The organism is Agrobacterium sp. 5Ca39 (assembly GCF_055382365.1).
This window is the reverse complement of sequence record NZ_AP026436.1, coordinates 2,177,501-2,200,062: the sequence shown is the minus strand read 5'-3', so window position 1 is coordinate 2,200,062 and position 22,562 is coordinate 2,177,501. Positions and strand designations below refer to the sequence as shown.

20 protein-coding genes, 1 pseudogene and 1 riboswitch are annotated in these 22,562 nt (G+C 59.1%); of the genes and pseudogenes, 9 read left to right on the top strand and 12 right to left on the bottom strand.

Annotated features, from left to right (window positions below):
- Positions 1 to 4: 4 nt before the first annotated feature.
- Both ACZ47E_RS10935 and ACZ47E_RS10930 read right to left on the bottom strand, forming a co-directional pair.
- Positions 5 to 1,186, bottom strand: coding sequence for an acyl-CoA dehydrogenase family protein (locus ACZ47E_RS10935; protein WP_037090281.1), 1,182 nt, complete (start codon positions 1,184 to 1,186; stop codon positions 5 to 7).
- Complete coding sequence (locus ACZ47E_RS10930) at positions 1,186 to 1,437, bottom strand: acyl carrier protein (RefSeq protein WP_003504852.1); 252 nt, start codon at positions 1,435 to 1,437, stop codon at positions 1,186 to 1,188. The genes ACZ47E_RS10935 and ACZ47E_RS10930 overlap by 1 nt, the downstream gene beginning before the upstream one ends.
- A 182-nt stretch (positions 1,438 to 1,619) precedes the next feature.
- A riboswitch (TPP riboswitch) is annotated at positions 1,620 to 1,731 on the top strand.
- 94 nt (positions 1,732 to 1,825) lie between these two features.
- Between ACZ47E_RS10930 and thiC the strand changes: the two genes are divergently transcribed.
- The 6 genes and pseudogenes from thiC (at position 1,826) to ACZ47E_RS10900 (ending at position 7,073) form a co-directional block, all read left to right on the top strand.
- Positions 1,826 to 3,649 carry a phosphomethylpyrimidine synthase ThiC gene (thiC, locus tag ACZ47E_RS10925; RefSeq protein WP_142186741.1) on the top strand — a complete coding sequence of 608 codons (1,824 nt, stop codon included), beginning with the start codon at positions 1,826 to 1,828 and terminating at the stop codon, positions 3,647 to 3,649.
- A 1-nt stretch (position 3,650) separates the two neighbouring features.
- A pseudogene (thiO, locus tag ACZ47E_RS10920) lies at positions 3,651 to 4,653 on the top strand (glycine oxidase ThiO).
- Positions 4,622 to 4,819, top strand: coding sequence for a sulfur carrier protein ThiS (gene thiS, locus ACZ47E_RS10915; protein ID WP_004443639.1), 198 nt, complete (start codon positions 4,622 to 4,624; stop codon positions 4,817 to 4,819). The pseudogene thiO and the gene thiS overlap by 32 nt, the downstream one beginning before the upstream one ends.
- Positions 4,820 to 4,822: 3 nt before the next feature.
- A complete protein-coding gene (locus ACZ47E_RS10910; RefSeq protein WP_006699109.1) occupies positions 4,823 to 5,596 on the top strand; it encodes a thiazole synthase in 774 nt (257 codons plus the stop codon).
- Between the two features lie 88 nt (positions 5,597 to 5,684).
- Positions 5,685 to 6,689, top strand: a complete 1,005-nt coding sequence (locus ACZ47E_RS10905; protein ID WP_107340346.1) for a P1 family peptidase — start codon at positions 5,685 to 5,687, stop codon at positions 6,687 to 6,689.
- Positions 6,690 to 6,692: 3 nt separating this feature from the next.
- The gene (locus ACZ47E_RS10900; RefSeq protein ID WP_107340347.1) at positions 6,693 to 7,073 is read left to right on the top strand and encodes a winged helix-turn-helix domain-containing protein; all 381 of its coding nucleotides are present in this window, start codon (positions 6,693 to 6,695) and stop codon (positions 7,071 to 7,073) included.
- Here ACZ47E_RS10900 and modC read toward each other — a convergent pair.
- The 4 genes from modC to ACZ47E_RS10880 form a co-directional block, all read right to left on the bottom strand.
- Positions 7,057 to 8,133, bottom strand: a complete 1,077-nt coding sequence (modC, locus tag ACZ47E_RS10895) for a molybdenum ABC transporter ATP-binding protein (protein ID WP_107340348.1) — start codon at positions 8,131 to 8,133, stop codon at positions 7,057 to 7,059. The two genes, ACZ47E_RS10900 and modC, sit on opposite strands and share 17 nt — an antisense overlap.
- Positions 8,130 to 8,837: a molybdate ABC transporter permease subunit gene (gene modB, locus ACZ47E_RS10890; RefSeq protein ID WP_107340349.1), complete on the bottom strand. Its 708-nt coding sequence runs from the start codon at positions 8,835 to 8,837 to the stop codon at positions 8,130 to 8,132. The genes modC and modB overlap by 4 nt, the downstream gene beginning before the upstream one ends.
- Before the next feature lie 47 nt (positions 8,838 to 8,884).
- Complete coding sequence (gene modA / locus ACZ47E_RS10885) at positions 8,885 to 9,676, bottom strand: molybdate ABC transporter substrate-binding protein (RefSeq protein WP_464016848.1); 792 nt, start codon at positions 9,674 to 9,676, stop codon at positions 8,885 to 8,887.
- Between the two features lie 308 nt (positions 9,677 to 9,984).
- On the bottom strand, positions 9,985 to 11,268 hold the full coding sequence (locus tag ACZ47E_RS10880) for an NAD(P)/FAD-dependent oxidoreductase (RefSeq protein WP_045533255.1): 1,284 nt from the start codon (positions 11,266 to 11,268) through the stop codon (positions 9,985 to 9,987).
- Between the two features lie 129 nt (positions 11,269 to 11,397).
- On the opposite strand from ACZ47E_RS10880, the gene ACZ47E_RS10875 reads away from it, so the two are divergent.
- Together ACZ47E_RS10875 and ACZ47E_RS10870 are read left to right on the top strand one after the other, a co-directional pair.
- A complete protein-coding gene (locus ACZ47E_RS10875) occupies positions 11,398 to 12,324 on the top strand; it encodes a LysR family transcriptional regulator (protein ID WP_278067026.1) in 927 nt (308 codons plus the stop codon).
- A gap of 102 nt (positions 12,325 to 12,426) precedes the next feature.
- Positions 12,427 to 12,663, top strand: a complete 237-nt coding sequence (locus ACZ47E_RS10870) for an Lrp/AsnC ligand binding domain-containing protein (RefSeq protein ID WP_003521320.1) — start codon at positions 12,427 to 12,429, stop codon at positions 12,661 to 12,663.
- A gap of 277 nt (positions 12,664 to 12,940) precedes the next feature.
- Here ACZ47E_RS10870 and ACZ47E_RS10865 read toward each other — a convergent pair whose 3' ends face one another.
- The 3 genes from ACZ47E_RS10865 to epmA form a co-directional block, all read right to left on the bottom strand.
- A complete protein-coding gene (locus ACZ47E_RS10865; RefSeq protein ID WP_045533251.1) occupies positions 12,941 to 13,132 on the bottom strand; it encodes a hypothetical protein in 192 nt (63 codons plus the stop codon).
- Between the two features lie 379 nt (positions 13,133 to 13,511).
- Positions 13,512 to 14,576 carry a lysine-2,3-aminomutase-like protein gene (locus ACZ47E_RS10860; protein ID WP_278067024.1) on the bottom strand — a complete coding sequence of 355 codons (1,065 nt, stop codon included), beginning with the start codon at positions 14,574 to 14,576 and terminating at the stop codon, positions 13,512 to 13,514.
- Positions 14,573 to 15,637, bottom strand: coding sequence for an EF-P lysine aminoacylase EpmA (gene epmA / locus ACZ47E_RS10855; protein ID WP_278067023.1), 1,065 nt, complete (start codon positions 15,635 to 15,637; stop codon positions 14,573 to 14,575). The genes ACZ47E_RS10860 and epmA overlap by 4 nt, the downstream gene beginning before the upstream one ends.
- A 250-nt stretch (positions 15,638 to 15,887) precedes the next feature.
- On the opposite strand from epmA, the gene efp reads away from it, so the two are divergent.
- A complete protein-coding gene (efp, locus tag ACZ47E_RS10850) occupies positions 15,888 to 16,457 on the top strand; it encodes an elongation factor P (RefSeq protein ID WP_004443607.1) in 570 nt (189 codons plus the stop codon).
- 117 nt (positions 16,458 to 16,574) lie between these two features.
- Here efp and ACZ47E_RS10845 read toward each other — a convergent pair whose 3' ends face one another.
- From ACZ47E_RS10845 to ACZ47E_RS10835, 3 genes are all read right to left on the bottom strand, one after another.
- Positions 16,575 to 18,020 (bottom strand): efflux transporter outer membrane subunit, encoded by a 1,446-nt coding sequence (locus ACZ47E_RS10845; RefSeq protein ID WP_022556884.1) that lies wholly within the window; start codon positions 18,018 to 18,020, stop codon positions 16,575 to 16,577.
- A 149-nt stretch (positions 18,021 to 18,169) separates the two neighbouring features.
- A complete protein-coding gene (locus tag ACZ47E_RS10840; protein ID WP_004443603.1) occupies positions 18,170 to 21,259 on the bottom strand; it encodes an efflux RND transporter permease subunit in 3,090 nt (1,029 codons plus the stop codon).
- Positions 21,260 to 21,313: 54 nt separating this feature from the next.
- Positions 21,314 to 22,516: an efflux RND transporter periplasmic adaptor subunit gene (locus ACZ47E_RS10835; RefSeq protein ID WP_006699119.1), complete on the bottom strand. Its 1,203-nt coding sequence runs from the start codon at positions 22,514 to 22,516 to the stop codon at positions 21,314 to 21,316.
- Between the last annotated feature and the right edge of the window lie 46 nt (positions 22,517 to 22,562).

Below are 22,562 nucleotides of genomic sequence, written 5' to 3'. Positions count from 1 at the left end.
GGTCTTATCCCAAGAGGCTGGTGTCCTGCCTGTGAACCAGCAGGAGATTGGCGGAATTGCCGAGAATGCGGTCGTTGGAAATCATCAGGCGGGCGGAATGCGCGTCGCGCAGATGCCGGCCGAGGCTGTAGGGCGTGCCGTTCTTGTAGCCCATGATGCCGCAGACCAGCATGGCGTGGTCGATGATCTCGAGAATGGTTTCCGAAGAGCAGATTTTCACATTGTTCATGGCAACGGCAAAGGCCATCGACATCAATTTTTCCGGATCGCTCTTGGTGTCCTCGTAGGCCTTGATACCGGCTATGATGTTGGATTTCACCACCTGCAGCTTGGTGGAAACCTCGGCAAGGCGGATCGCGCCGGGAGGAGCCGTTCCGGGCGACTTGCGGGCCGCAGCTCTGACAAAAGATTGGGCGCGCAGCACCGCATCCGACGCGATACCATACCAGACGGCGCTCCACAGCAGATGCGAGCTTGCAAGCATGGATTGTGCAGCGATTTCTGCGAAAGGCTTTGGGAAAATCTGCGCCGCCGGCGCTTCGCCGCGGAACAGGAAGCCGTCCGAACAGGTGCCACGCATGCCGAGCGTATCCCAAACATGGGTCTTCTCAAGCGTATACTGGTTTTTCAGGAAGACGGTCATCACCTGATCGGCGGGCGCGGCATCCTTGTGGGCGCGCGACGTAATCAGGATCGCATCGGCGTTGCTGCCATAAGAAATAACCGTGGCGTCCTTCTCCAGCCGGCAGCTATCACCTTCGACTTCGATTGCGCAGATGGAGTTACGCAGATTTCCGCCGATGCCGCCTTCGGTGGTGGCGGAACCGAGCAGAAGCTGTTCGCCGGCGACGCGGCGCATGAAGTCGGCGTGCCATGCGCTCGCCTCTCCATGTTCCACAAGGCTCGACAGTTTGATGTGGTGCATGGCGAAAATCATCGCCGTTGCCGAACAGGCCTGCCCAAGCCGGGCGCAGATATCGGCGATTTCCTGAAGGGAGGCGCCTTCGCCGCCCAGCAGTGAAGGGACCTGTATGCCGAGCAGACGTTCCTGCCTCAATGCATCAACGGCTTCCTGCGGAAAGCGGCCGGTGACATCCACCTCGTCCGCATATTTGGCGGCAATTGCCGCGACACGGCCCGCGCGCGCGGACAGCGTTTCATCCTGCGGCGCGACGGTGACGTTCATCAGGCTGCCTCTTTACCATCGAGAATGAGTTTAACAGTGTCTTCAATGGCCTTGATGCTGGCGAAAGACTTGCGGTTCAGCAGATTGTCCGGGAATTCGATATCGAATGCTTCTTCGATGCCGAGCATCAATTGCACCGATGCAAAGGAAGAAAGGCCCGCCGCGTAAAGATCGGCTTCATCTGCAATCGTATCGACGGGGGTTGGAAGCTGGCCGAATTTTGCCAGTATTTCACGTATAGTCGCATTCATTCCGACGTATCTCCCATGAATTTCACATCAGGATGGTTTGTGCTTATGGTTACGTTGCAAACGATAATATTCGCCTAAACCGTTAGGTTAATTACAACTAACGGCAGCATGCGCCATTCCCGCACCTTTGCCAAGCATGGATCGCCGGTCTTGACAAAAGCCTGAGGGTGTTTTTTGCTGGGGCCATTCACCAGGGGTGTCCCGTCAAGGGGCTGAGATTCTGCTTTCATGCGCAGTGACCCGTTGAACCTGATCCAGTTCATACTGGCGTAGGGACGGTGCAAAGACCTGATGTCGGGCGGCGCATGGCGCCGCGTTTCGGCACACAGGTATTTTCCATCATTCCGGCTCGAACTGGGTCTCCACTGTTAAACTTTGGAGCCTCAAGATGAATATCGCTGCCAAGACTATACCGCTCGTCGTTACAACCGGCCCGCATGCCGCCTCCACGAAAATCCATAAGCCGGGCGTTTTGCATCCGCATATCCGCGTACCGATGCGCGAGATCGCAGTGCACCCGACGGCGGGCGAGCCGCCGGTCACGGTTTATGATTCCTCAGGTCCCTATACCGACCCCAACCATCCGGTCCTGATCGAAAAGGGTCTGCCGCGTCTGCGTCATGACTGGATCGTCGCGCGCGGTGATGTCGAGGCTTACGAGGGTCGGCACGTCAAGCCGGAGGATAACGGTTTTGCCACAGGCGAACGCCTGACGCCTGAATTTGGTGTACGTCATCAGCCGCTGAAAGCGACGGCGGGCAAGGCGGTGACGCAACTTGCCTATGCGCGGGCGGGCATTATCACGCCCGAAATGGAATTCATCGCCATTCGCGAAAATCTCGGGCGCGAGGCAGCGAAGGAGAAGCTCGCGCGTGACGGTGAGAGTTTCGGCGCGCATATTCCTGATTACGTCACGGCGGAATTTGTGCGTCAGGAAGTGGCGTCGGGCCGCGCCATTATTCCAGCCAATATCAACCATCCGGAACTTGAGCCGATGATCATCGGCCGCAATTTTCTCGTCAAGATCAATGCCAATATCGGCAATTCCGCCGTCACCTCCTCAATGGCGGAAGAGGTTGAGAAGATGGTCTGGGCCATCCGCTGGGGTGCGGATACGGTCATGGACCTTTCGACCGGCCGCAACATCCACAATATCCGCGAATGGATCATCCGTAATTCGCCGGTTCCGATCGGAACCGTGCCGCTTTATCAGGCGCTGGAGAAGGTGAACGGCATTGCCGAAGACCTCAATTGGGAAGTGTTCCGCGATACGCTGATCGAGCAGGCGGAGCAGGGTGTGGATTATTTCACCATCCATGCCGGCGTCAGGCTGCATTACATACCGCTCACCGTCAACCGCGTCACCGGCATCGTCTCACGCGGCGGCTCGATCATGGCCAAGTGGTGTCTTCATCACCACAAGGAAAGTTTCCTCTATGAGCATTTCGACGAGATTTGCGACATCTGCCGTGCTTACGATGTCTCCTTCTCGCTGGGCGATGGCCTGCGTCCCGGCTCGATCGCTGACGCCAATGATGCGGCGCAGTTTGCGGAGTTAGAAACGCTGGGTGAGTTGACGCAGATCGCTTGGGCAAAGGATTGCCAGGTGATGATCGAAGGCCCCGGCCACGTGCCGATGCACAAGATCAAGGAGAATATGGACAAGCAGTTGAAGACCTGCGGCGAAGCGCCCTTCTATACGCTTGGGCCGCTGACCACGGACATTGCGCCCGGTTACGACCACATCACGTCCGGCATTGGTGCTGCAATGATCGGCTGGTTCGGGACCGCCATGCTCTGCTACGTTACGCCGAAGGAACACCTCGGTCTGCCGGATCGTAATGACGTGAAGGTGGGTGTCATTACCTACAAGATCGCCGCTCACGCCGCCGATCTTGCCAAGGGTCATCCGGCCGCACAGGTGCGGGACGATGCGCTGTCGCGTGCAAGGTTCGAGTTCCGCTGGGAGGATCAGTTTAACCTGTCGCTCGATCCCGATACGGCTCGGTCCTTCCATGACGAGACGCTGCCGAAGGAGGCGCACAAGGTTGCGCATTTCTGCTCCATGTGCGGACCGAAATTCTGCTCGATGCGGATTTCCCACGATATCCGCGCCGAGGCGCAGAAGGAGGGGCTTGAGGCCATGGCCGCGCGCTTCAAGGAAGGCGGTGAGCTTTACATGCCGCTTCCGACGCCTGCGAATGCCGAATAAAATGCACGTCCTTGTCAAGGGAACGGGGGTCGCCGGTTTGACGGCGGCCTTCGAACTGGCGCGGAGGGGCGTTGTTGTCGAGGTGTCGGAGCGCAATGCCGAGCCTTCTCGTGGAGCGTCGTTTTATGCCGGCGGCATGCTGGCTCCCTGGTGTGAGCGCGAAAATGCGGAGGAAGCGGTCCTGACGCTTGGCAAGGTGGCGCTTGACTGGTGGGACGAGGCAACTCCCGGCCTTGTGGTTCGCAATGGCACGCTGGTCGTCGCGCCAGCACGCGACAAGGCAGAGCTCACGCGTTTCGCATCGCGGACCAGCGGTTATCGCTGGGTGGATGAGGGCGAGATCGCCGCTCTGGAGCCCGATCTTGCGGGTCGCTTCCGCTCCGGGCTCTATTTCCCGGGCGAGGGGCATCTCGATCCGCGTCTCGCGCTGAAATCGCTGCATGAGCGGCTTTCTATCATGGGTGTGCGGTTCCACATGGGCATCCCTGTCGATGAACGATTGTTCGACCGGGCGGTGGACTGCACCGGAGCTGCGGCAGTGGGAGAAATTTCCAACCTACGCGGCGTGCGTGGAGAGATGCTCTACCTCGCTACGTCGGAGCTATCCCTCTCCCGTCCCGTCCGGCTGTTGCATCCGCGCATTCCGCTTTACATCGTCCCGCGCGAGTCTGGCCGCTTCATGGTGGGCGCGACGATGATCGAGACGGAGGATGCCGGGGCCATTTCCGTCCGTTCGATGATGGAGTTCCTGAATGCCGCCTATGCCGTGCATCCGGCTTTTGCGGAAGCTCGGATCATCGAATCCGGCACGGGTGTGCGTCCTGCTTATCCCGACAATCTCCCCAAGGTCATGCAGGACTGCCGGACCATTTTCATCAACGGCGCGCACCGGCACGGCTTTCTGCTTTCTCCGACCATGGCGCGGCAGGCGGCTGACATCATTCGCCAAACTTTCTCAGAAGGAACAGGATCATGAAACTTCTTGTCAATGGCGACGAGCTTGATCTCGCCGCCGAGACGCTGGCCGGCCTGCTTGCCAGCCTCGAATACGAAGGCGATTGGCTGGCGACGGCGGTGAATGGCGAACTGGTGCATTCGGAAGAGCGCGCCGATTATCAACTGAAGGATTTTGACCGCGTCGAAATTCTCTCGCCGATGCAGGGAGGCTGAGCCATGCTGATGCTTTATGGCCGTGAGGTCTCGTCCCGTCTTCTCCTTGGTACGGCGCGGTACCCATCCCCCGCCGTGCTCGCGGATGCGGTCCGGGCCAGCAACACGGATATTCTGACGATTTCGCTGCGCCGGGAAATGGTGGGCGGCAGGAAAGGCGGGCAGTTTTTCGAACTGATCCGCGAACTGGATCGAAACGTCCTGCCGAATACGGCTGGCTGCCACACCGCCAAGGAAGCCGTGCTGACGGCAAAGATGGCGCGCGAGGTGTTTCGCACCAACTGGATCAAGCTGGAGGTCATCGGCCATCACGATACGCTGCAGCCCGATGTCTTTGCGCTTGTGGAAGCCGCGAAAATCCTCTGCGACGATGGTTTTGAGGTCTTTCCCTATACGACCGACGATCTGGTCGTCGCCGAGAAGCTGCTGGAGGCGGGCTGCAAGGTTTTGATGCCGTGGTGCGCACCGATTGGTAGCGCCATGGGACCGCTCAATCTGGTGGCGCTGAAATCCATGCGGGCGCGTTTCCCCGACATACCTTTGATTGTTGATGCCGGTATCGGCCGCCCGTCGCATGCAGTCACCGTAATGGAGCTTGGATACGATGCCGTTCTGCTCAACACGGCGGTGGCGGGGGCGGGAGACCCGGCCGGCATGGCCGAAGCTTTTGCTCTGGCGATAGAAGCCGGCCATCAGGCATATATTTCCGGACCGCTGGAGCCGCGGGACATGGCCGTTCCCTCGACGCCCGTGATCGGGACTGCGGTTTTTTCCTGATCGCGGCTCGTCGCCGACATCAGGCGTGTCACCTTTTGCGTTGACAGTGCCTGATGGTGGCGGGATACCGGGAGAAAAGGGAAAAGGCATGGCGGCACTCACCAATCTTCTGACTGACATAGACGGCGTTTCGGTCGGCAATGTTACCGATCTTTCCCTCGGTTCCGGTGTTACGGCGATTGTTTTTGAAAAGCCCGCCATTGCCTCAGGTTCTGTTCTGGGCGGTGCGCCTGGCGGGCGTGACACGGGCCTGCTCGACCCGGCGATGACGGTTGAAACCGTGGATGCCTTCGTGCTGTCGGGCGGCTCGGCCTTTGGGCTTGATGCGGCAGGCGGCGTTCAGGCCGGGCTGCGCGAGATCGGCCGCGGCCTTCAGGTCGGTTCCACCCGCGTACCCATCGTGCCGCAGGCGATCCTCATGGATCTTCTGAATGGCGGCGACAAGAATTGGGGTTTGCATTCGCCCTATCGCGACATGGGATATGCGGCTTTCAAGGCGGCGTGTGCGGCGCCCTTCGAACTCGGGACGGTCGGTGCCGGGACGGGAGCAACGACGGCGACCTTCAAGGGAGGGCTGGGGTCGGCAAGTGCTGTCAGTTCCGGGGGATATAAAGTGGCGGCTATTGTCGCCGTCAATGCGCTTGGCTCGGCAACCCTCGGCGCGAGCCGCCATTTCTGGTCGGCTCCGTTTGAGGTGGCGGATGAGCTTGGCGGAAGCGGGTTTCCGCAACGGTTTGAGCCTGAAAATACCGCCTTGCGCCTCAAGGGGGTCAATCTCACGGCAACGACCATCGGTACGGTGGTGACGGATGCCGCACTTACGAAAGCGCAGGCACATCGCCTTTCCATCATGGCGCATGACGGGTTGGCCCGCGCCGTTCTGCCCGCCCATTTGCCGAGTGACGGTGACACCATGTTCGCGGCCGCGACGGGCGAGAAGCCGCTTGAGGGCGGCGTTCATTTCGCCGAACTTTGCCATCTTGCCACCATTGTGATGGCGCGGGCCGTGGCACGTGGCATCTATGAGGCGACGGCCTTGCCGGTGGATGGAGCGCAAAAGGCCTATCGCGATCTTCATGGACGGAGCCTTTGACCGATGAGTGAGGCTCTTCCGCCACTGAAACCTGTCCTTCGCATTGATTTTCCGCCCGGAGAACGCCTCGGCCACGGCAAGATCGAATTGATGGAACTGATTGTCGAGACCGGCTCGATCTCCGCCGCCGGGCGGGCGATGGACATGTCATACCGCCGCGCGTGGCTGTTGGTGGATGCGCTGAACCATATGTTTCGACAACCGGTTATCGAATCGCAGCGCGGCGGCAAACAGGGCGGCGGGGCGGCGCTGACCGTCTTCGGCACCGAATTGCTGGCGCGTTATCGCGACATGCAAACGCGGATGAACGAGGCCTTACATCAGGATATCGACTGGCTGGAGGCCAACCGCAATCCTGACGCTGCTCTCAATAGGGATCGATAGCCGCTGACTTTATGATTGCATGCACCGGTTTTCCGGGTTCCAGCTGCAACCTTTCGCGAGAGAGGTCTGTGATGCGCGACTGGATGATGTCACCGCCGCAATCCACCTGAACCGTGACCATGGCGTCTTCGCTCACGGAAACGTTTGCGACACGGCCGTTGAGAATGTTGAGCGCGCTCAAGCCTTCAGGTTTTACGGTTGCAAGCATTACATCGCGTGCGGGTATGAGCACGCGCACCGGGCTGCCGCATATTCCGCTTCTTGCCGGAACGTGAAGCAGCATGGTTTTTAGCTTTACGGCGGCAAGCCCATGCCGCTCGTCGAAGCTTTCAATGCGCCCGGAAAGAATGCTGCCCGCCTCGCGCCTTTCGAGATGGGTGCTGAAATCGGGTCTTGCCAGCACCTCGGCGGCTTTTCCCTGCGTTTCCACCATACCGTCCTTCATAACAACGATGCGATCGGCCAGACGGGCGACCTCGTGGATCGAGTGGCTGACATAGACAACAGGGATTTTCGTCTCGTCCCGCAGCCGTTCGAGATAGGGAATGATCTCCGCTTTCCGCTGTTCGTCCAGCGAGGCGAGCGGCTCGTCCATCAGCAGCAATCTGGGTGAAGAAAGCAGGGCGCGGCCGATAGCCACACGTTGCTTTTCGCCGCCGGAAAGTTTGTTCGGGCGTCGGTGCAGAAGATGGCCAATGCCGAGCATGTCGACGATATGGTCCCCATCCGTGCCCGTGGTTTTATTCGCAGTGAACCACCTGCCGTAGTTCAGGTTTTGGGCGACGCTGAGATGCGGGAAGAGCCGCGCTTCCTGAAAGACATAACCGAAATGGCGTTTGTGCGCCGGCAGAAACAGTCGTTTTTCGCTGTCGCTCAGCACTTTGCCATCAAGTGAAACTTGTCCATCATCCGGTCGCAGGAGGCCGGCGATGATGCGCATCACTGAGGTTTTGCCGGAGCCCGAGCGCCCGAAAAGCGCGGTCACTCCGCCTTCGGACATGAATGACGCGTCAAGTTCGAAGGCGCCAAGACGGTGGCGGATGGAAACCGAAAGCGTCATTCCATGCTCATCCGTTTGCCGATTACGCGGGCCAGCAATTCCGAGACGAGCAGAGCGAGCATGGAAATCGCAACCGAAACGATTGTAAGCCGCAGCGCACCGGCGTCGCCGCCCGGGACCTGCGTGAAGGTGTAGATGGCGGCGGACAATGTCTGCGTTTCGCCCGGAATGTTTGAAACGAAAGTGATGGTCGCGCCAAATTCGCCCATGGCCTTGGCGAAAGCGAGAATCATGCCGGCAATGATGCCGGGCAGGATCAGGGGCAGGGTAACGGTGAGGAACACCCAGAGCGGATTGGCCCCCAATGTTCCCGCCGCCTCTTCCAGCTTGCGATCCACCGCTTCGATGGAAAGGCGGATGGAGCGCACCATCAGCGGAAAGGCCATGACAGCGCATGCGAGAGCTGCCCCCGTCCACCGGAAGGAGAAGACGATGCCGAACCAGCTGTCGAGAAATTGTCCGATGGCGCCCCGGCGGCCGAAAAGAACCAGCAGCAGAAAACCGGTTACGACAGGCGGCAAGATAAGTGGCAGGTGGACGATGCCGTTGAGGAGAGACTTGCCCCAGAAGCGGCCGCGCGCCAACGCCAAGGCGATGAGAATGCCGAACGGCAGGCTGGCGAGCATGGCAACGGAGGACACCCACAGGCTGAGCCTGATCGCCGTCCATTCTTCAGGGCTGAGTGTCCACCAATGCAACGCCATATCCCGTAACCGTCATCTCTTGCGGCCCCTGGGCCAGGGAAAGCAGTTTATTTCAAAACCGTAAAGCCTTGCTTTTCGAAGAAGGGCGTTGCCTTTTCGGACTTCAGGAAATCCAGATAGGCTTTTGCCGCCGGCGATTTTGCCTCCGAAAGAATGGCCACGGGATAGATGATCGGCGGATGGCTGTCTTCAGGGAACGTGCCGACGATCTTCACACCGGGATCGGCAGCCGCATCGGTCTGGTAGACGATGCCATAGGGCGCCTCTCCGCGCGAGACGAGCAGCAGGGCGGCACGCACGCTTTCCGCGCCGGCGACCTTTTGTTCGACCGACGACCAGACGCCGAGTTTTTCCAGCGCGGCCTTGCCGTATTTGCCGGCGGGTACGGAATCCACCGCGCCCATGGCCAGGCGGCTGTCACCTACCAGAGCCCCAAGATCAAAGCCCTGCTTGATCTCGACCGGCTTGGCCTTGTCGGCGGGAGCGACGAGAACGATGCGGTTGCCTAGAAGATTGGAGCGGCTGTCAGCGTTGATCAGCTTCTTTTCAGCGACATAATTCATCCATGCAAGGTCGGCGGAAATGAAGATATCCGCTGGTGCGCCCTGCTCGATCTGCTTGGCGAGCGCCGAACTTGCGGCATAAGAAGCCGCCGCTTCATTACCGCTTTCCTTCGCCCACTCGGCGTTGATGCCGTCCAGTGCGTTTTTCATGCTGGCTGCGGCCAACACCGTGACTTTTTCGGCGGCATGGGCCGGAACGGCTGCAAAGGAGGCCGCCAGCCCGAAGGACGTCACTGTGGCGATGGTTTTGAAGAAGCTGCGACGCAAAAGTCTCATGGTGTGATGCCCCGGTACGAGATATTCCTATGAATATATCGATAGGCCTATAGCGCATTCATTATATTTTCAAGGATATATCGAAGGATGACAAAATTCCCGGGGTTGGGGGGGCTTCCAACCTCAGTTCTCTGCTCGCCACAGGAATGCATTGGATGAGCGTCTGCGTCACGGGAGTGTCTTTTCAGACCGTAGATTTGGGCGGACTGAAACGCCGTGACAGCTGTGGGGGATGGCGAGCACAGCAGAAACGGCAAAGGTCGTAATCAGATATCGGGCCCGATGTTTCTGTCGGACCGTAAGTCGGATCAAAAACGCTCGCCGGCGAAATGGGCTATCTGTGCACCTGCTTCGTAATAGGCTTCCTTCAGAGCCCTGAAGGGCTGCGCTTTTGGTTCCGTTAAAGGCAAAGGCAATTCCGCCTCGGTTATCTCACCGAGAACATGCTGTGCAATGACTTTGCCGAAGGCCGTGCCCGGTGCGATGCCGCGGCCATTATAGCCTGAAAAGCCGACGACATTTTCGGCGAATTTGTGAAAGCGGGGCACGGCATTGTCGGTCATACCGATCTGGCCGTACCATTCACACTCGAACTCGGTATCCCCAAGCTGCGGAAAAAGCCGTTTCAGCGACCGTTTCGCCCAGGCGCGGTGAATGGCGGCACCCGTGCCGCGCAGCGCCCCGACACTGCCGAAGACCAGCCGGCCAGCCTTGTCCATGCGGAAGGATGAGAGAATTTCCTTCGTGTCCCAGCAGCCCTCGCGGCCGGGGAGGATGCTTTTTTGCAGGTTGTCGCCGAGAGGTCTGGTCGCGAAGTTGAAATAGGGCAGATAAATCTGTTCATCGCGAACGACCTGCCACGGTCCCGTGCTGTAGGCTTCGGTCGCCACCACGATCCATTTGGCGGTTACCGATCCGTTTGGCGTCTTCACGACCCATTGTCCACCGTTGCGTTCGGTGGCTACCACGGGGCTATCCGTATACAGCCGTGCGCCCGCCTTCTGCGCGGCGGCGGCGAGACCGCGAACATAGGCGAGCGGCTGAATTGTGCCTGCACGCGTATCCAGAAGTGCGCCGGAATAGGCTGTCGTGCCTGTGCGTCTGGCCGTTTCCGCTGCATCGAGAACACGAACGGGCGCGCCCCTTTCGGCCCATTGTTCGCAGCGTTCGCGGATTTCACGGAGCCCTTTTTCACCAACTGCGCAATGCAGCGTTCCGTTTTTTTCGATCTCGCAGGGAATTGCGTGTTTTTCCACCAGGTCTCGCACGAGAAGTGGTGCATTGCCCAGAAGGCCGAGAAGCCGCTCGCCGTAAGTTTCGCCCAGCACGCCAGGCAATTCTTTCGGCATGACCCACATGCCGCCATTGATAAGGCCGACATTGCGCCCCGCGCCGCCGAAGCCGATTTCCCTGGCTTCGAGCAGGACGACATTCGTGTCCCGTTCGGCAAGGTGGAGCGCCGCAGATTGCCCGGTGAAACCGCCACCGACGATAACGACATCGGCAGCCACGGAGCCTTTTAACGCAGCTGTTGCGGGTGGCTGCGGCGCGGTCTTTTCCCAGAGGCCGTGCGAGCGGGGGTCATTATACATCGTTCCACCATGTCCGGGCGAGTTCATTTGGTTTTCGTATGAGTTACAAGCCCTTGTTTATAAGACTTTACAAGCCTCGCCGCCTGTTGAATATCGACATATCGTCAAGAGTTCATTCCGTGAGGGAATATGGTTCTGCCGCCCCGCCGTTTTTTGCCGTCGCTTTCGCTACTTGCGGCATTCGAAGCCGCTTCGCGCACCGGCAGCGTTACCGCGGCTGCGCGGGAGCTCGGCCTGACCCAGGGTGCCGTCAGCCGGCAAATCCTGGCCCTCGAAGAACAGCTCGGGGTGGCGCTGTTCCTTCGCGAGCGACAGACGATCCGGTTGACAAGGGCAGGGGAGGGTTATGGCCGGGAAATACGCGAAGCCCTGCGGCGCATATCGACGGCTTCCCTCAATCTACGCGCCAATCCGGATGGCGGCACGCTCAATCTCGGGGTGCTGCCAAGCTTCGGCACACGCTGGCTCGTGCCGCGCCTGCCCGCTTTTATCGCACGCCACCCGGGTATTTCCGTCAATCTTCTGACGCGGTCTTCGCTTTTCGATTTCAAGACCGATACGGTCGATGCGGCGATTCATTTCGGCTTGCCGCACTGGCCGGGTACCGAACTTGTTTTCCTGATGCACGAAAAGATCGTTGCCGTATGCAGCCCCGCTTTCAAAACGCGACACCGATTTTCAAAGCCTGATGATCTGCTGCATGTGCCGCTACTCCACATGACAACCCGACCCGATGCCTGGGAGCAATGGTTTCGCAGTCACGGCGTGGTATTCGACAACGTACACGGCATGCTTTTCGATCAGTTCACCACCATCGCCGAAGCGGCGAGCGCCGGTCTCGGTGTGTCGCTCATTCCTGCTTTCATGATCGAAGAGGAGTTGCGAAGTGGCCGACTTGTCGCGGCCGTTGCCGGCGAGGCGGAAAGCGAGGAGGCGTATTATCTCGCCTGCATGCCGGATCGCGTCGGTTACGCACCGCTTGAAAGCTTTCGGCGCTGGATCGTTTCCGAGGCAGGAGGTGGAACCGGCGTCGAGGCCGGCGAGTTTTCTGCTTAAACCCTTGCGCGGTCTTGCAAGAACGATGCGGCTCAGCCAATAGTGCGCCGTGATGCGTGGCGCCAGAGCCGTGCCTTGAGAGTTTCAATACGGGAGATGTCCGTGAAGCCCATTTTTGTTCAGCTTCAATGCGAGCCCGGCAAGACGTATGATGTCGCCGACGCCATCTATAAAACCGAACTGGTTTCCGAACTTTATTCCACCAGCGGTGAATATGATCTTCTGCTGAAAATCTATCTTCCGCAGGAAGAGGATATCGGCAAATTCATCAATCAGAACATCGTCAATATTCCGGGCATCGTTCGTTCGCTGACAACGCTGACCTTTACGGCCTTCTGACATCAAACTTGAGAGTCTGCGACGGCCTCTCATTCTGCCCGTTCCGGGAGCCTGTCAGCTCAGCGCCTTGTCGGAACAAGGAAATGTGGGGGGGCTTAGGCGCGTTTGCGAATTTCGCAAAAACCTGCATAGGCAGACCAATTAAAGTGGAAGGCGGTGTCTTGCAGGCAGGACTGTCAGCCAAAGGAAAAGCGCGCCGCCGGCCCACAATGTCGGGTCCGATATGGGGCGCGCTTTCGTTTTGACGGTTTTGTAAGCGGGCGATGGCTTTCGCGCATCAGGCTACCGCGGCCAGGTTCCGATTACGCACGAGGTCGCGAATCGCGATCCGCACATCGTCCGCACTGTCGAACTTCTGCTCGTCCAGATCGTGAACGTGGAACTTCACCGCAATAAACTTCAGCCGGTCGTTGTCCGGGACGACGATGCCAACGGGCTCGCCGGCGAATTCAATAACTTGCTTCTGCATAGATAAACTCCCGCTGTGGCTACTTCTCACAGCATGTTGTCGAACTGATTTTCAGGAAATTGAGACTGTTAAGTCACATTCGACAGCAGCGGGAACACGTGGATTTAAATCCAGCATTCCAGGATTCAAGACCAAGGATTGCGTTGATGCGATTGTATTTTGACATGACACACTCCCTGTATTGGTGTTGATCCGGAATCAGGAGACTCGTTCTCCAGTTCCACACTAATAATCCAGACCAGCACTAAAATCAATGCTGATTGTTATAGGTAGAATATTTTTCTTTATGATGACAGGAGAGGGGCGGAATTGTGAAATTTTTGTTTCCGCTCGGGGCCGGCGTCAAAAGGCCCTGCGTAACGGGCTTTTTTAGCTTTTTTTAATCGTGTCCGGATGGCTGCGGCGGATAAATATGATCGTTTCCGTTGAAGTCAGATATTGAAAAACGGCCGTCCCGGGTCTTTTCGGCCGCATTTGCGCCAATGGGCGCCTTGCCGTGGCCGCCGGGTATGTCGAGAACATAGGTCGGTTGGCAGAGACCGGAGATGCGTCCGCGCAAGGCAGACACGATTCGCTGCCCTTCTTCTATCGACAGGCGGAAGTGGCTGGTGCCGGGCGCCAGATCGGGGTGGTGAAGATAATAGGGCTTGATGCGGGTCTCGACGAATGCCCGCATCAGTTCGGCAAGAATCGCCGGATCGTCGTTGACACCTTTTAAAAGCACGGTCTGGCTGACCATGGCGATCCCCGCATCAATGAGGCGTGCCGAGGCTAGTCTTGCGGCGTCGCCGAGTTCCCGCGCGTGATTCGCATGCAGGGCAACATAAGTCGTCTTACCGCTGGATTTCAGCGCGTCGATCATCGCTTCATCGATGCGATCGGGATCGACTACGGGCACGCGGGTGTGGAAGCGGACGATCTTCACATGCGATATGTCTTTCAGTCGTTGCATCAGATCGAAAAGTCGCCGCGGGGAGAGCACCAGTGGATCGCCGCCGGTGAGGATGACCTCCCAGATCGCCGGGTTCGCCTTTATATAGTCGAATGCGGCGTCCAGCTGCTGCGGGCTCATCATACCATTACCCTGTGGCCCGACCATTTCACGGCGAAAACAGAAACGGCAATAAACGGGGCATATATGCACCGCCTTTAAAAGAACCCGGTCCGGATAACGGTGAACGATGCCATGCACGGGGCTATGGGCGTCATCGCCTATCGGATCCTCCCGCTCCTCGGCAAGATGGATAAGCTCGGCCGCATCCGGCACGAACTGCCGGGCGATGGGATCGTTCGGATCGCCGATGTCGATCAGTTCGGCAACCGCTGGCGTGATAGCCAGTGCGTAACGCTGCGTGACCGGCCGCAGGTTGTCGAGTGCGCCGGCTTCGATCAGCCCTGCTTCCAGCAGTGCCTCCGGTGTCTTGATGGTATCAGAGCCTGTCATCGTCCGTATTCCGCAACCGGGGCCCACATGACGAGATCGATGCGGGGTGCGCCTGTGGCCAGCATCACCAGCCGGTCGAAACCCAGGGCTATGCCGCTTGCCGGCGGCATGATGGCGAGCGCAGCCAGAAAATCCTCGTCCAGCGGATAGGTCTCGCCATAGACACGCTGCTTTTCCGCCATCTCCGTTTCAAAACGCCGCCTCTGCTCGGCAGCGTCGGTCAATTCACCGAAGGCATTGGCAAGTTCCACGCCGCAGGCATAAAGCTCGAAACGTTCCGCCACGCGCGCATCCCTCGGGGATCTGCGGGCGAGGGCTGCTTCGCTTGTCGGATATTCATCGAGAATTGTCGCGCGTCCGAAGCCAAGTTCCGGCTCGACCCGTTCGACGATGACACGGCTGAACATATCCGCCCAGGTATCATCCTCGGCCACCCGGATGCCGGCACTGGCGAGGCTTGCGGCAAGGTGCCGGCTGTCGGTCTCGCCGTCTCCGCTGATTGTGGCCAGAAGGTCGATTCCGGCATAGCGTTCGAAGGCCTCAGCGACACTCAGGCGTTCGGGCTCGAGAAAGGGATCAACGCTGCGCCCGCGATAGGAAAAATGTTTCGTGCCCGTGGTTTCGGCCGCGAGAGCGAGAAGACTGGCGCTGTCCTTCATCAGGCTCTCATAGGTTTCGCCTGCGCGATACCATTCCAGCATGGTGAATTCGGGGTGGTGCAACGGGCCCCGCTCCCGGTTCCTGTAGACATGGGCGAAACAGGAGATGCGTTTTTCACCCGCGGCAAGCAGCTTCTTGCAGGCGAATTCCGGAGACGTGTGAAGATAAAGCGGCACGGCGTCGCCGCCCGGCGTCACGCCTTCAGTGGCAAATGCGTGGAGATGTGCCTCGTTGCCTGGCGAGATCTGCAGGGTGGAGGTATCGACCTCCAGAAAATCGGCGCGGGCGAAATAGCCGCGAAAGGCCGACTGGACGGCGTTGCGGCCAAGCAGGAAGGCGCGACGGTCGGCATGGACATCGGGCGTCCACCATGGCGACATTGTTTCGTTGCTTGCGCGCATCGTTCTTCGTTTCCGTCTTCTGCCCCGCCCCGGATTGCGGATAAACAGGCTGCAAAACACCTGGTTGCGTTATTTAAAGCGGTTCCGGGGCGAAAACCGCTAGGTACTCTTCCGCGAATTGCTGTAGAAGGCTGGCAATCCGTGCGGATTTAAGGTAGTTGCGCCCCAGAAAAAAGACAAAACGTCTGCCGGGGCTGGTGCTGCCGCGCAGTCCTTTACGACGCATTTCATCGAGTTACAAGGAAGTCATATGGTCAAGGTTATCGCCTCATCCGTCCGCAAGGGCAATGTTCTCGACGTGGACGGCAAGCTTTACGTCGTTCTCACCGCGCAGAACTTTCATCCCGGCAAGGGCACGCCGGTCACGCAGGTGGACATGCGCCGCATCGTCGATGGCGTGAAGGTCTCCGAGCGCTGGCGCACCACCGAGCAGGTCGAGCGTGCTTTTGTTGAAGACCTGAACTTCCAGTTTCTCTATGAAGATGGCGAAGGCTTCCATTTCATGAACCCTGAGAATTACGATCAGGTCGTGGTGGACGCGGAGACGATGGGTGACCAGAAGGCCTATCTTCAGGAAGGCATGACCTGCGTTCTTTCCATCCACGAAGGCAATCCGCTGGCTGTCGAACTGCCGCGCCACGTCACGCTTGAGATCACGGAAACCGAGCCGGTCGTAAAAGGCCAGACGGCGTCTTCTTCTTACAAGCCCGCCATTCTTTCCAACGGTATCCGCACCATGGTGCCGCCGCATATCGATGCCGGCATTCGCGTGGTCATCGCGACGGAAGACAATTCCTACGTCGAGCGCGCCAAGAACTGATCCTGGCGATCGAGTAGACAAAAAAGCACCGGTTCCCGGTGCTTTTTTTATTCCATGCCGCGAATAACAAAAAGCCCGCGTCGAGACGCGGGCTTTTTTGTCTTTTCGGGCTGTTGATTACATGCCCTTGGCCGCCGTAACAGTCGGGCCTGCCGGCTTCTTCGGCGCGGTCGTCTGGCCAAAGGCATAACCGCCGCCCAGCGCCACGTTCAGCGACACATAGTCCTGCGCGGTCTGCTGGATCGCCGTGGCAAGGCTTGCCTGTGCGGCGGAAACCTGACGCTGCGCATCGAGAACGTCGAGCAGCGAAGAGGCACCGTCGCGGTAGCTGGCGGTCGAGAGCTGCAACGCCTCCTGGTAGGAAGCGACCGTCTTGCGCAATGCGTCGGCGGTGCGCTGGTCGCGATTGACTGCGGCAAGGGCGTTTTCAACCTCTTCGACGGCGTTGAGGACCGTCTGCTTCCATGCGAGATATTCTTCGCGCGCCTGCGAGTTGGCGAGGTCGATATTGGCGCGGATGCTGCCGCCATCGAGGATCGGAAGAACAAGGCTCGGGCCGAAGGACCAGCTGTTTGCCGTACCTCTGTTGCCGCCGCTGACGAAGTTGTAGCTCGGGGTGATGGCGCCGCCGAGTTCAATGCTCGGATAAAGCTGCGATTCGGCAACGCCGATCTTTGCCACGGCTGCCGCAAGTTCACGCTCGGCGACACGGATATCCGGACGGTTGCGAATGAGATCTGCCGGAATGCCGGTGCGTGGCACACTGCGGGCCACGGGCTGACGCGCGCCCTTCTGCAACTCGGCGATCAGCGACGAAGCTGGCAGGCCGAGCAGCGTGGCGATGCGGTGCGCCGCCTTGCGGAAGTTGGTTTCGAGGCCCGGTATGTCGGACAGGGTGGAGTTGACCAGACCTTCGGACTGGACAACGTCGAGTCGCGAAGCCGCACCGGCTTCAAGCTGAAGCTTGGTCAGATCCAGTGTTTCACGGCGGGAAGCCAGGTTATGGCGGGCGATCGCCAGACGCTCCTGATAATAGCGTACGTCGATGTAAGCCGAGGCAACCGAGGAAATCAGCGTCAGGCGCTGAACGTCGACGCTTGAATAAGCCGCATCGAGCGATGCATTGGCGCTTTCCGTGGCGCGACGATAGCGGCCGAAGAGATCGAGCAGCCAGGAAACGCTGAGGCTGCCGGAAGAGACGTTGGTGACAGGAACGTCGCGGTAGCTGCCCTTCGTTTCGCTGGTCGTGTGGCTGCCATTGGCGGTCAGGCTGGGCAGGCCGCCTGCGCCGGCTGAAATCACGTTGGCTTCAGCCTGGTTGATACGCTCTATGGCCTGCATCACCGTCAGGTTCTGCTTCAGGCCGGTAGCAACGTAACCGTTCAGGCGGCTGTCATTGAAGGCTGTCCACCACGCAACGGTGCTGATGTCGCCGTTACTGGTTTTTCCGGCTTCCGCAAACTTTCCCGGCAATTGGATTTCCGGTGTCTTGTGGTCGGGTCCAACAACGCAGCCTGAGAGCAGCAGCATTGTCAGGGGAAGAGTAGCGCGAATAGACAGCATATAATTTTCCCAATTCTCTGGTTGGCTTACCGAGCGCGGCTTGGTGAAAAATGGGCTGCGCGGTCGATCTGCCGTAGAAACGTGCAATTGCCAAATCGGCAACATTTCTAGCAGCGTATTAACGGTTGGCACAGCCCATTTTTGTTTTGTTAACGCCTTGAAAGGCGACGAATGATGACGAAAAAGGACGGAACGAAGAAAATTCCGAGCAGTGTTGCAGAAAGCATACCACCCAACACGCCAATCCCGATTGCATTTTGGGCGGCTGAACCCGCACCGGTTGCGATTGCGAGAGGCACAACACCGAGGATGAAGGCCAGCGATGTCATGATGATCGGCCGCAGGCGCAGCTTCGCGGCCTCCAGTGTCGCTTCCATGAGACTCAGCCCGTGCTCCTGTCTCTCCTTGGCGAATTCGACGATCAGGATCGCATTCTTTGCCGCGAGGCCGATGGTCGTCAGCAGGCCTACCTTGAAGTAGACGTCGTTCGACTGGCCGAAGAAATGCGCCGCGGCCAAGGCGCCGAGGACACCCACCGGCACGGCCATGATGACCGAGAAGGGGATGGACCAGCTTTCATAAAGGGCGGCAAGGCAAAGGAACACGATCAGCACCGAGAGCGCATAGAGCATCGGCGCCTGTGAGCCGGAAAGGCGTTCCTGATAGGAGATGCCCTGCCACGCGACCGTGTAACCGCCCGGCAGGCTCGCCGTCAGCCGTTCCATCTCGTCCATGGCATCACCGGAGGCTACGCCGGCGCCGGCAGTGCCTTCGAGCGAGATGGCGCCCGTGCCGTTAAAGCGCGCCAGAGACGGAGGAGCGTTGATCCATTTCACCTCGCTGAAGGAGGAGAATGGCACCATCTCGCCGCTGGTGTTGCGGGCATACCAGAACTTGAGATCGTCCGGCTGCATGCGGTACGGCGCGTCGCCCTGGACATAGACGGGCTTGAGTTCACCGTTGAGGGTGAAGTCATTGACGTCACGGCCGGCGAAGATCGTCGACAGCATCAGATTGACAGAGGAAAGATCGACACCCATTGCCCCCATCTTCTCCTGATCGAGGATGATCTTCATCTGGGTTTCGTTGTCCTGGCTGTCGCTTCGAAGCGAGCTGATCTTAGGATTGCCGGTGGCAAGCGCAATCAGTTCCTTGGACGAAGCGGTCAGGGCGTCGGTGCCGTTGCGGCCGCTATCCACGAGATACATCGAGAAGCCGCTCGATGTACCCATGCCCTGAATGGCCGGCGGCAGAAGCGGGAAGACCTGGGCATCGCGGAAACCGAAGAAGGTGCCCATGGCGCGCTGGACGATGGCGCCCGCGTGCTGGTCGGGTGCGGTTCGCTCGGCGAAATCCTTGAGTTTGGTGAAGACGATGGCGTTGTTCTGGCCCGAACCACTGAAGCTGAAGCCGAGAACGCCGAAAACCGATTCGACATTGGCGGCTTCCTTTTCGCGGAAGTAGTTTTCAACCTGCTTCACCACTTCATTGGTTCGCTCGATATTCGAACCGGTCGGCGTCTGGATGATGGTCAGGAGCACGCCCTGGTCTTCCTGCGGCAGGAACGAGCTGGGCAGCTTGCTGAAGAACCAGACGCAGCCGCCGATGACGATTGCGAAGATGATCATGACGCGCAGGGGCCGCTTCAGCAGATAACCGATGGAGGACACGTAGCCGTCCGTCGTCTTGCCGAAGCCGCGGTTGAACCACGCGCCCGGCCCGCGCTGCTTCTTGTGATGGTCGATCGGCTTCAGCATGGTGGCGCAGAGCGCCGGCGTCAGCACGATGGCGACTACGGCCGAAAGCAGCATGGCCGAAACGATGGTGATCGAGAACTGGCGGTAGATGATGCCCGTCGATCCGCCGAAGAAGGCCATCGGAATGAACACGGCGGTGAGCACAAGCGCGATACCGATGATGGCTCCAGTGATCTCACCCATCGACTTCTCGGTGGCCTCGACGGGCGACAAACCCTCCTCCGACATGATTCGTTCGACGTTTTCGACAACGACGATGGCGTCATCAACGAGCAGACCGATGGCCAGAACCATGGCGAACATGGTGAGCGTATTGATGGAATACCCGGTGAGCGCAAGAACGCCGAAGGTGCCGAGAAGCACGACCGGCACGGCGATCATCGGAATAAAGGTGGCTCTGAGGTTCTGCAGGAACACCAGAAGCACGACGAAGACGAGGATGATCGCCTCGATCAGCGTATGCACCACCTTTTCGATCGACAGTTTCACGAACGGCGTCGTGTCATAGGGATATTCGATCGCGACGCCTTCAGGCAGCGAACCTTCGACGTTGGTCAGGGCAGCTTTTACACGCGCCGCCGTGTCGAGCGCGTTGGCCCCCGTGGCAAGGTTGACGGCGAAACCGGCCGAAGGGCGGCCATTGGAGCGGGAATCGCCGCCATAGGTTTCCTGGCCGATTTCAATACGGGCAACATCGCTCAGGCGGACGGTTGCGCCATCCTTTTCGACTTTCAGGATGACCGATTCGAAGTCGGCGACAGTGGTGAGCTGGCTCTGCGCCGTCACCGTCACGTTGAGCTGCTGACCCTTGACGGCGGGAACGGCACCGAGCGAACCGACCGAAACCTGGGTGTTCTGGCTTTCGATGGCACCGGTAACGTCTGCGGTGGTCAGCTGATATTTGTTGAGCTTGAAGGGATCCAGCCAGATACGCATCGCATATTCGGAGCCGAAGACATTGATGCTGCCCACGCCTTCCAGGCGCTTGATCTGGTCTTCGACACGCGAGGAGAAGACGTCGCCGAGATCGGCCGAATTGCGCTTGCCGTCGGTGGAGATCAGTGCACCAACCATGAGGATGCTCGATGTCGAGCGGCTGACCTGGATACCCCGCTGCTGCACGGTATCGGGCAATTGCGACTGGACAAGCTGCAGCTTGTTCTGCACCTGAACCTGCGCGATGTCAGGCAGGATGCTGTTACCGAATGTCAGCGTCACTTCGGAACTGCCGGTCGAGGACGACGAGGTCATATAGGTGAGGTCATCGAGGCCGGTCATGCCGTCCTCGATGATGGTTGTCACCGATTTTTCCACGGTCTCGGCGCTGGCGCCATTGTAGGTCGCGCTGACGCGGACCGTTGTCGGTGCAATGTCGGGATATTGCGAAATGGAAAGAGTCCAGATCGCAAGGGCGCCGCCCAGCATGATGACGATGGCGATAACCCATGCAAAAACGGGGCGCCTGATGAAGAAATGGGCCATGGCAGTCCTTGCCTTACCTTTTACGAGCTTCGACCGGAGGTCTCGCGCTCATGCTTATTTCGAAGGCGCGGCGGCAGGCTGAGCCTGCTGCGGCACAACGACGATACCCCGATCGTCAATGGTCACTTCCACCGGCGCCACGGTTGCGCCGTCCGCGATCCACTGGAAGCCGTCGACAATGAGCTTGTCGCCATCCTTGACGTTTTCCGTCACCAGCCAGGCGTTGCCCGACTGCTGGCTGGAAGGGAAGGTGCGGGTTTCCACCTTGTTTTCCGCCGTCACGAATTTTGCCGTCAGCTCGCCATTGGCGTTGCGGCTCGCCGCGCGCTGCGGGATACGGAAGCCCTTTTCCTTGCCGATGGTCAGCGTGGCGCGAACATAGGTGCCGGGAAGCAGGAGATCGTCCGGATTATCGAAGAGGGCGCGGATGGAGAAGGTGCCTGTCGTTTCGCTCACCGCCATGTCAGACATGTCGATCTTGCCGTCATGCTTATATTCGGTGCCATCTTCCAGTGTCAGATGAATGCCGGTCTCTTTCGTGTCGCCACCAAGCTGACCGGACGATATCGCCTTTTTCAGACGCAGGAGATTGGTGCTGGATTCCATCAGGTCGATGTAAATCGGATCGATGCGACGAAGCGTCGTCAAAGCGGTCGTCTGGTTCGCGGTCACCACGTTGCCGATGCTGAAGGCCGTTGCGCTGGTAATGCCGTCGAAGGGTGCACGGACCTTCGTGAGATCGAGATTGATCTCCGCCGTTTCCAGCGCCGCCTTGGTCTGCGCCACATCGGCCTGCGCCTGCAGCAGCGTCACCTTGGCGTTTTCATATTCGATCTGGGTGGCACCGCTGTTAACCAGCCGTTCGTACCGGGCAAGGTTGGCTTCGGCGCTCGGGACACTCGCTTCCGCCTTCGCCACGTTTGCCTTGGCCTGCGCCACTTCCGCCAGATAGGTATTGTCTTCGATCTGGTAGAGAACGTCGCCCTGCTTCACCTCGCTACCTTCCTTGAAGGGAATTTCACGGATGATGCCGGTGACCCGCGGCCGGATTTCAGCCGTCTGGAACGCGCTGGCGCGGCCGGGCAGAACAGTGGTCAACGGATATTCGCTGGTCTTCATCAAAATGACGCTGACCGGAGACGGCGGACGCGCTGCGCCCTGGGCGGCGTTCTGGCTGCTTTCGCCGCCATCGCTGCAGCCCGCCAGAATCGCGGTCACACACAGAGAAGCAAGTAGGGGTAAAATACGTCGGCTCATTGTTCTTCCCTGCGTATCGATCGCATTCAACTATAAGCGCAATGTC

Coding starts and splice junctions, on each gene's coding strand:
- ACZ47E_RS10935 (WP_037090281.1), bottom strand. CDS start 1,186: ATGAACGTCACCGTCGCGCCGCAGGATGAAACGCTGTCCGCGCGCGCG.
- ACZ47E_RS10930 (WP_003504852.1), bottom strand. CDS start 1,437: ATGAATGCGACTATACGTGAAATACTGGCAAAATTCGGCCAGCTTCCA.
- thiC (WP_142186741.1), top strand. CDS start 1,826: ATGAATATCGCTGCCAAGACTATACCGCTCGTCGTTACAACCGGCCCG.
- thiS (WP_004443639.1), top strand. CDS start 4,622: ATGAAACTTCTTGTCAATGGCGACGAGCTTGATCTCGCCGCCGAGACG.
- ACZ47E_RS10910 (WP_006699109.1), top strand. CDS start 4,823: ATGCTGATGCTTTATGGCCGTGAGGTCTCGTCCCGTCTTCTCCTTGGT.
- ACZ47E_RS10905 (WP_107340346.1), top strand. CDS start 5,685: ATGGCGGCACTCACCAATCTTCTGACTGACATAGACGGCGTTTCGGTC.
- ACZ47E_RS10900 (WP_107340347.1), top strand. CDS start 6,693: ATGAGTGAGGCTCTTCCGCCACTGAAACCTGTCCTTCGCATTGATTTT.
- modC (WP_107340348.1), bottom strand. CDS start 8,133: ATGACGCTTTCGGTTTCCATCCGCCACCGTCTTGGCGCCTTCGAACTT.
- modB (WP_107340349.1), bottom strand. CDS start 8,837: ATGGCGTTGCATTGGTGGACACTCAGCCCTGAAGAATGGACGGCGATC.
- modA (WP_464016848.1), bottom strand. CDS start 9,676: ATGAGACTTTTGCGTCGCAGCTTCTTCAAAACCATCGCCACAGTGACG.
- ACZ47E_RS10880 (WP_045533255.1), bottom strand. CDS start 11,268: ATGTATAATGACCCCCGCTCGCACGGCCTCTGGGAAAAGACCGCGCCG.
- ACZ47E_RS10875 (WP_278067026.1), top strand. CDS start 11,398: ATGGTTCTGCCGCCCCGCCGTTTTTTGCCGTCGCTTTCGCTACTTGCG.
- ACZ47E_RS10865 (WP_045533251.1), bottom strand. CDS start 13,132: ATGCAGAAGCAAGTTATTGAATTCGCCGGCGAGCCCGTTGGCATCGTC.
- ACZ47E_RS10860 (WP_278067024.1), bottom strand. CDS start 14,576: ATGACAGGCTCTGATACCATCAAGACACCGGAGGCACTGCTGGAAGCA.
- epmA (WP_278067023.1), bottom strand. CDS start 15,637: ATGCGCGCAAGCAACGAAACAATGTCGCCATGGTGGACGCCCGATGTC.
- efp (WP_004443607.1), top strand. CDS start 15,888: ATGGTCAAGGTTATCGCCTCATCCGTCCGCAAGGGCAATGTTCTCGAC.
- ACZ47E_RS10845 (WP_022556884.1), bottom strand. CDS start 18,020: ATGCTGTCTATTCGCGCTACTCTTCCCCTGACAATGCTGCTGCTCTCA.
- ACZ47E_RS10840 (WP_004443603.1), bottom strand. CDS start 21,259: ATGGCCCATTTCTTCATCAGGCGCCCCGTTTTTGCATGGGTTATCGCC.
- ACZ47E_RS10835 (WP_006699119.1), bottom strand. CDS start 22,516: ATGAGCCGACGTATTTTACCCCTACTTGCTTCTCTGTGTGTGACCGCG.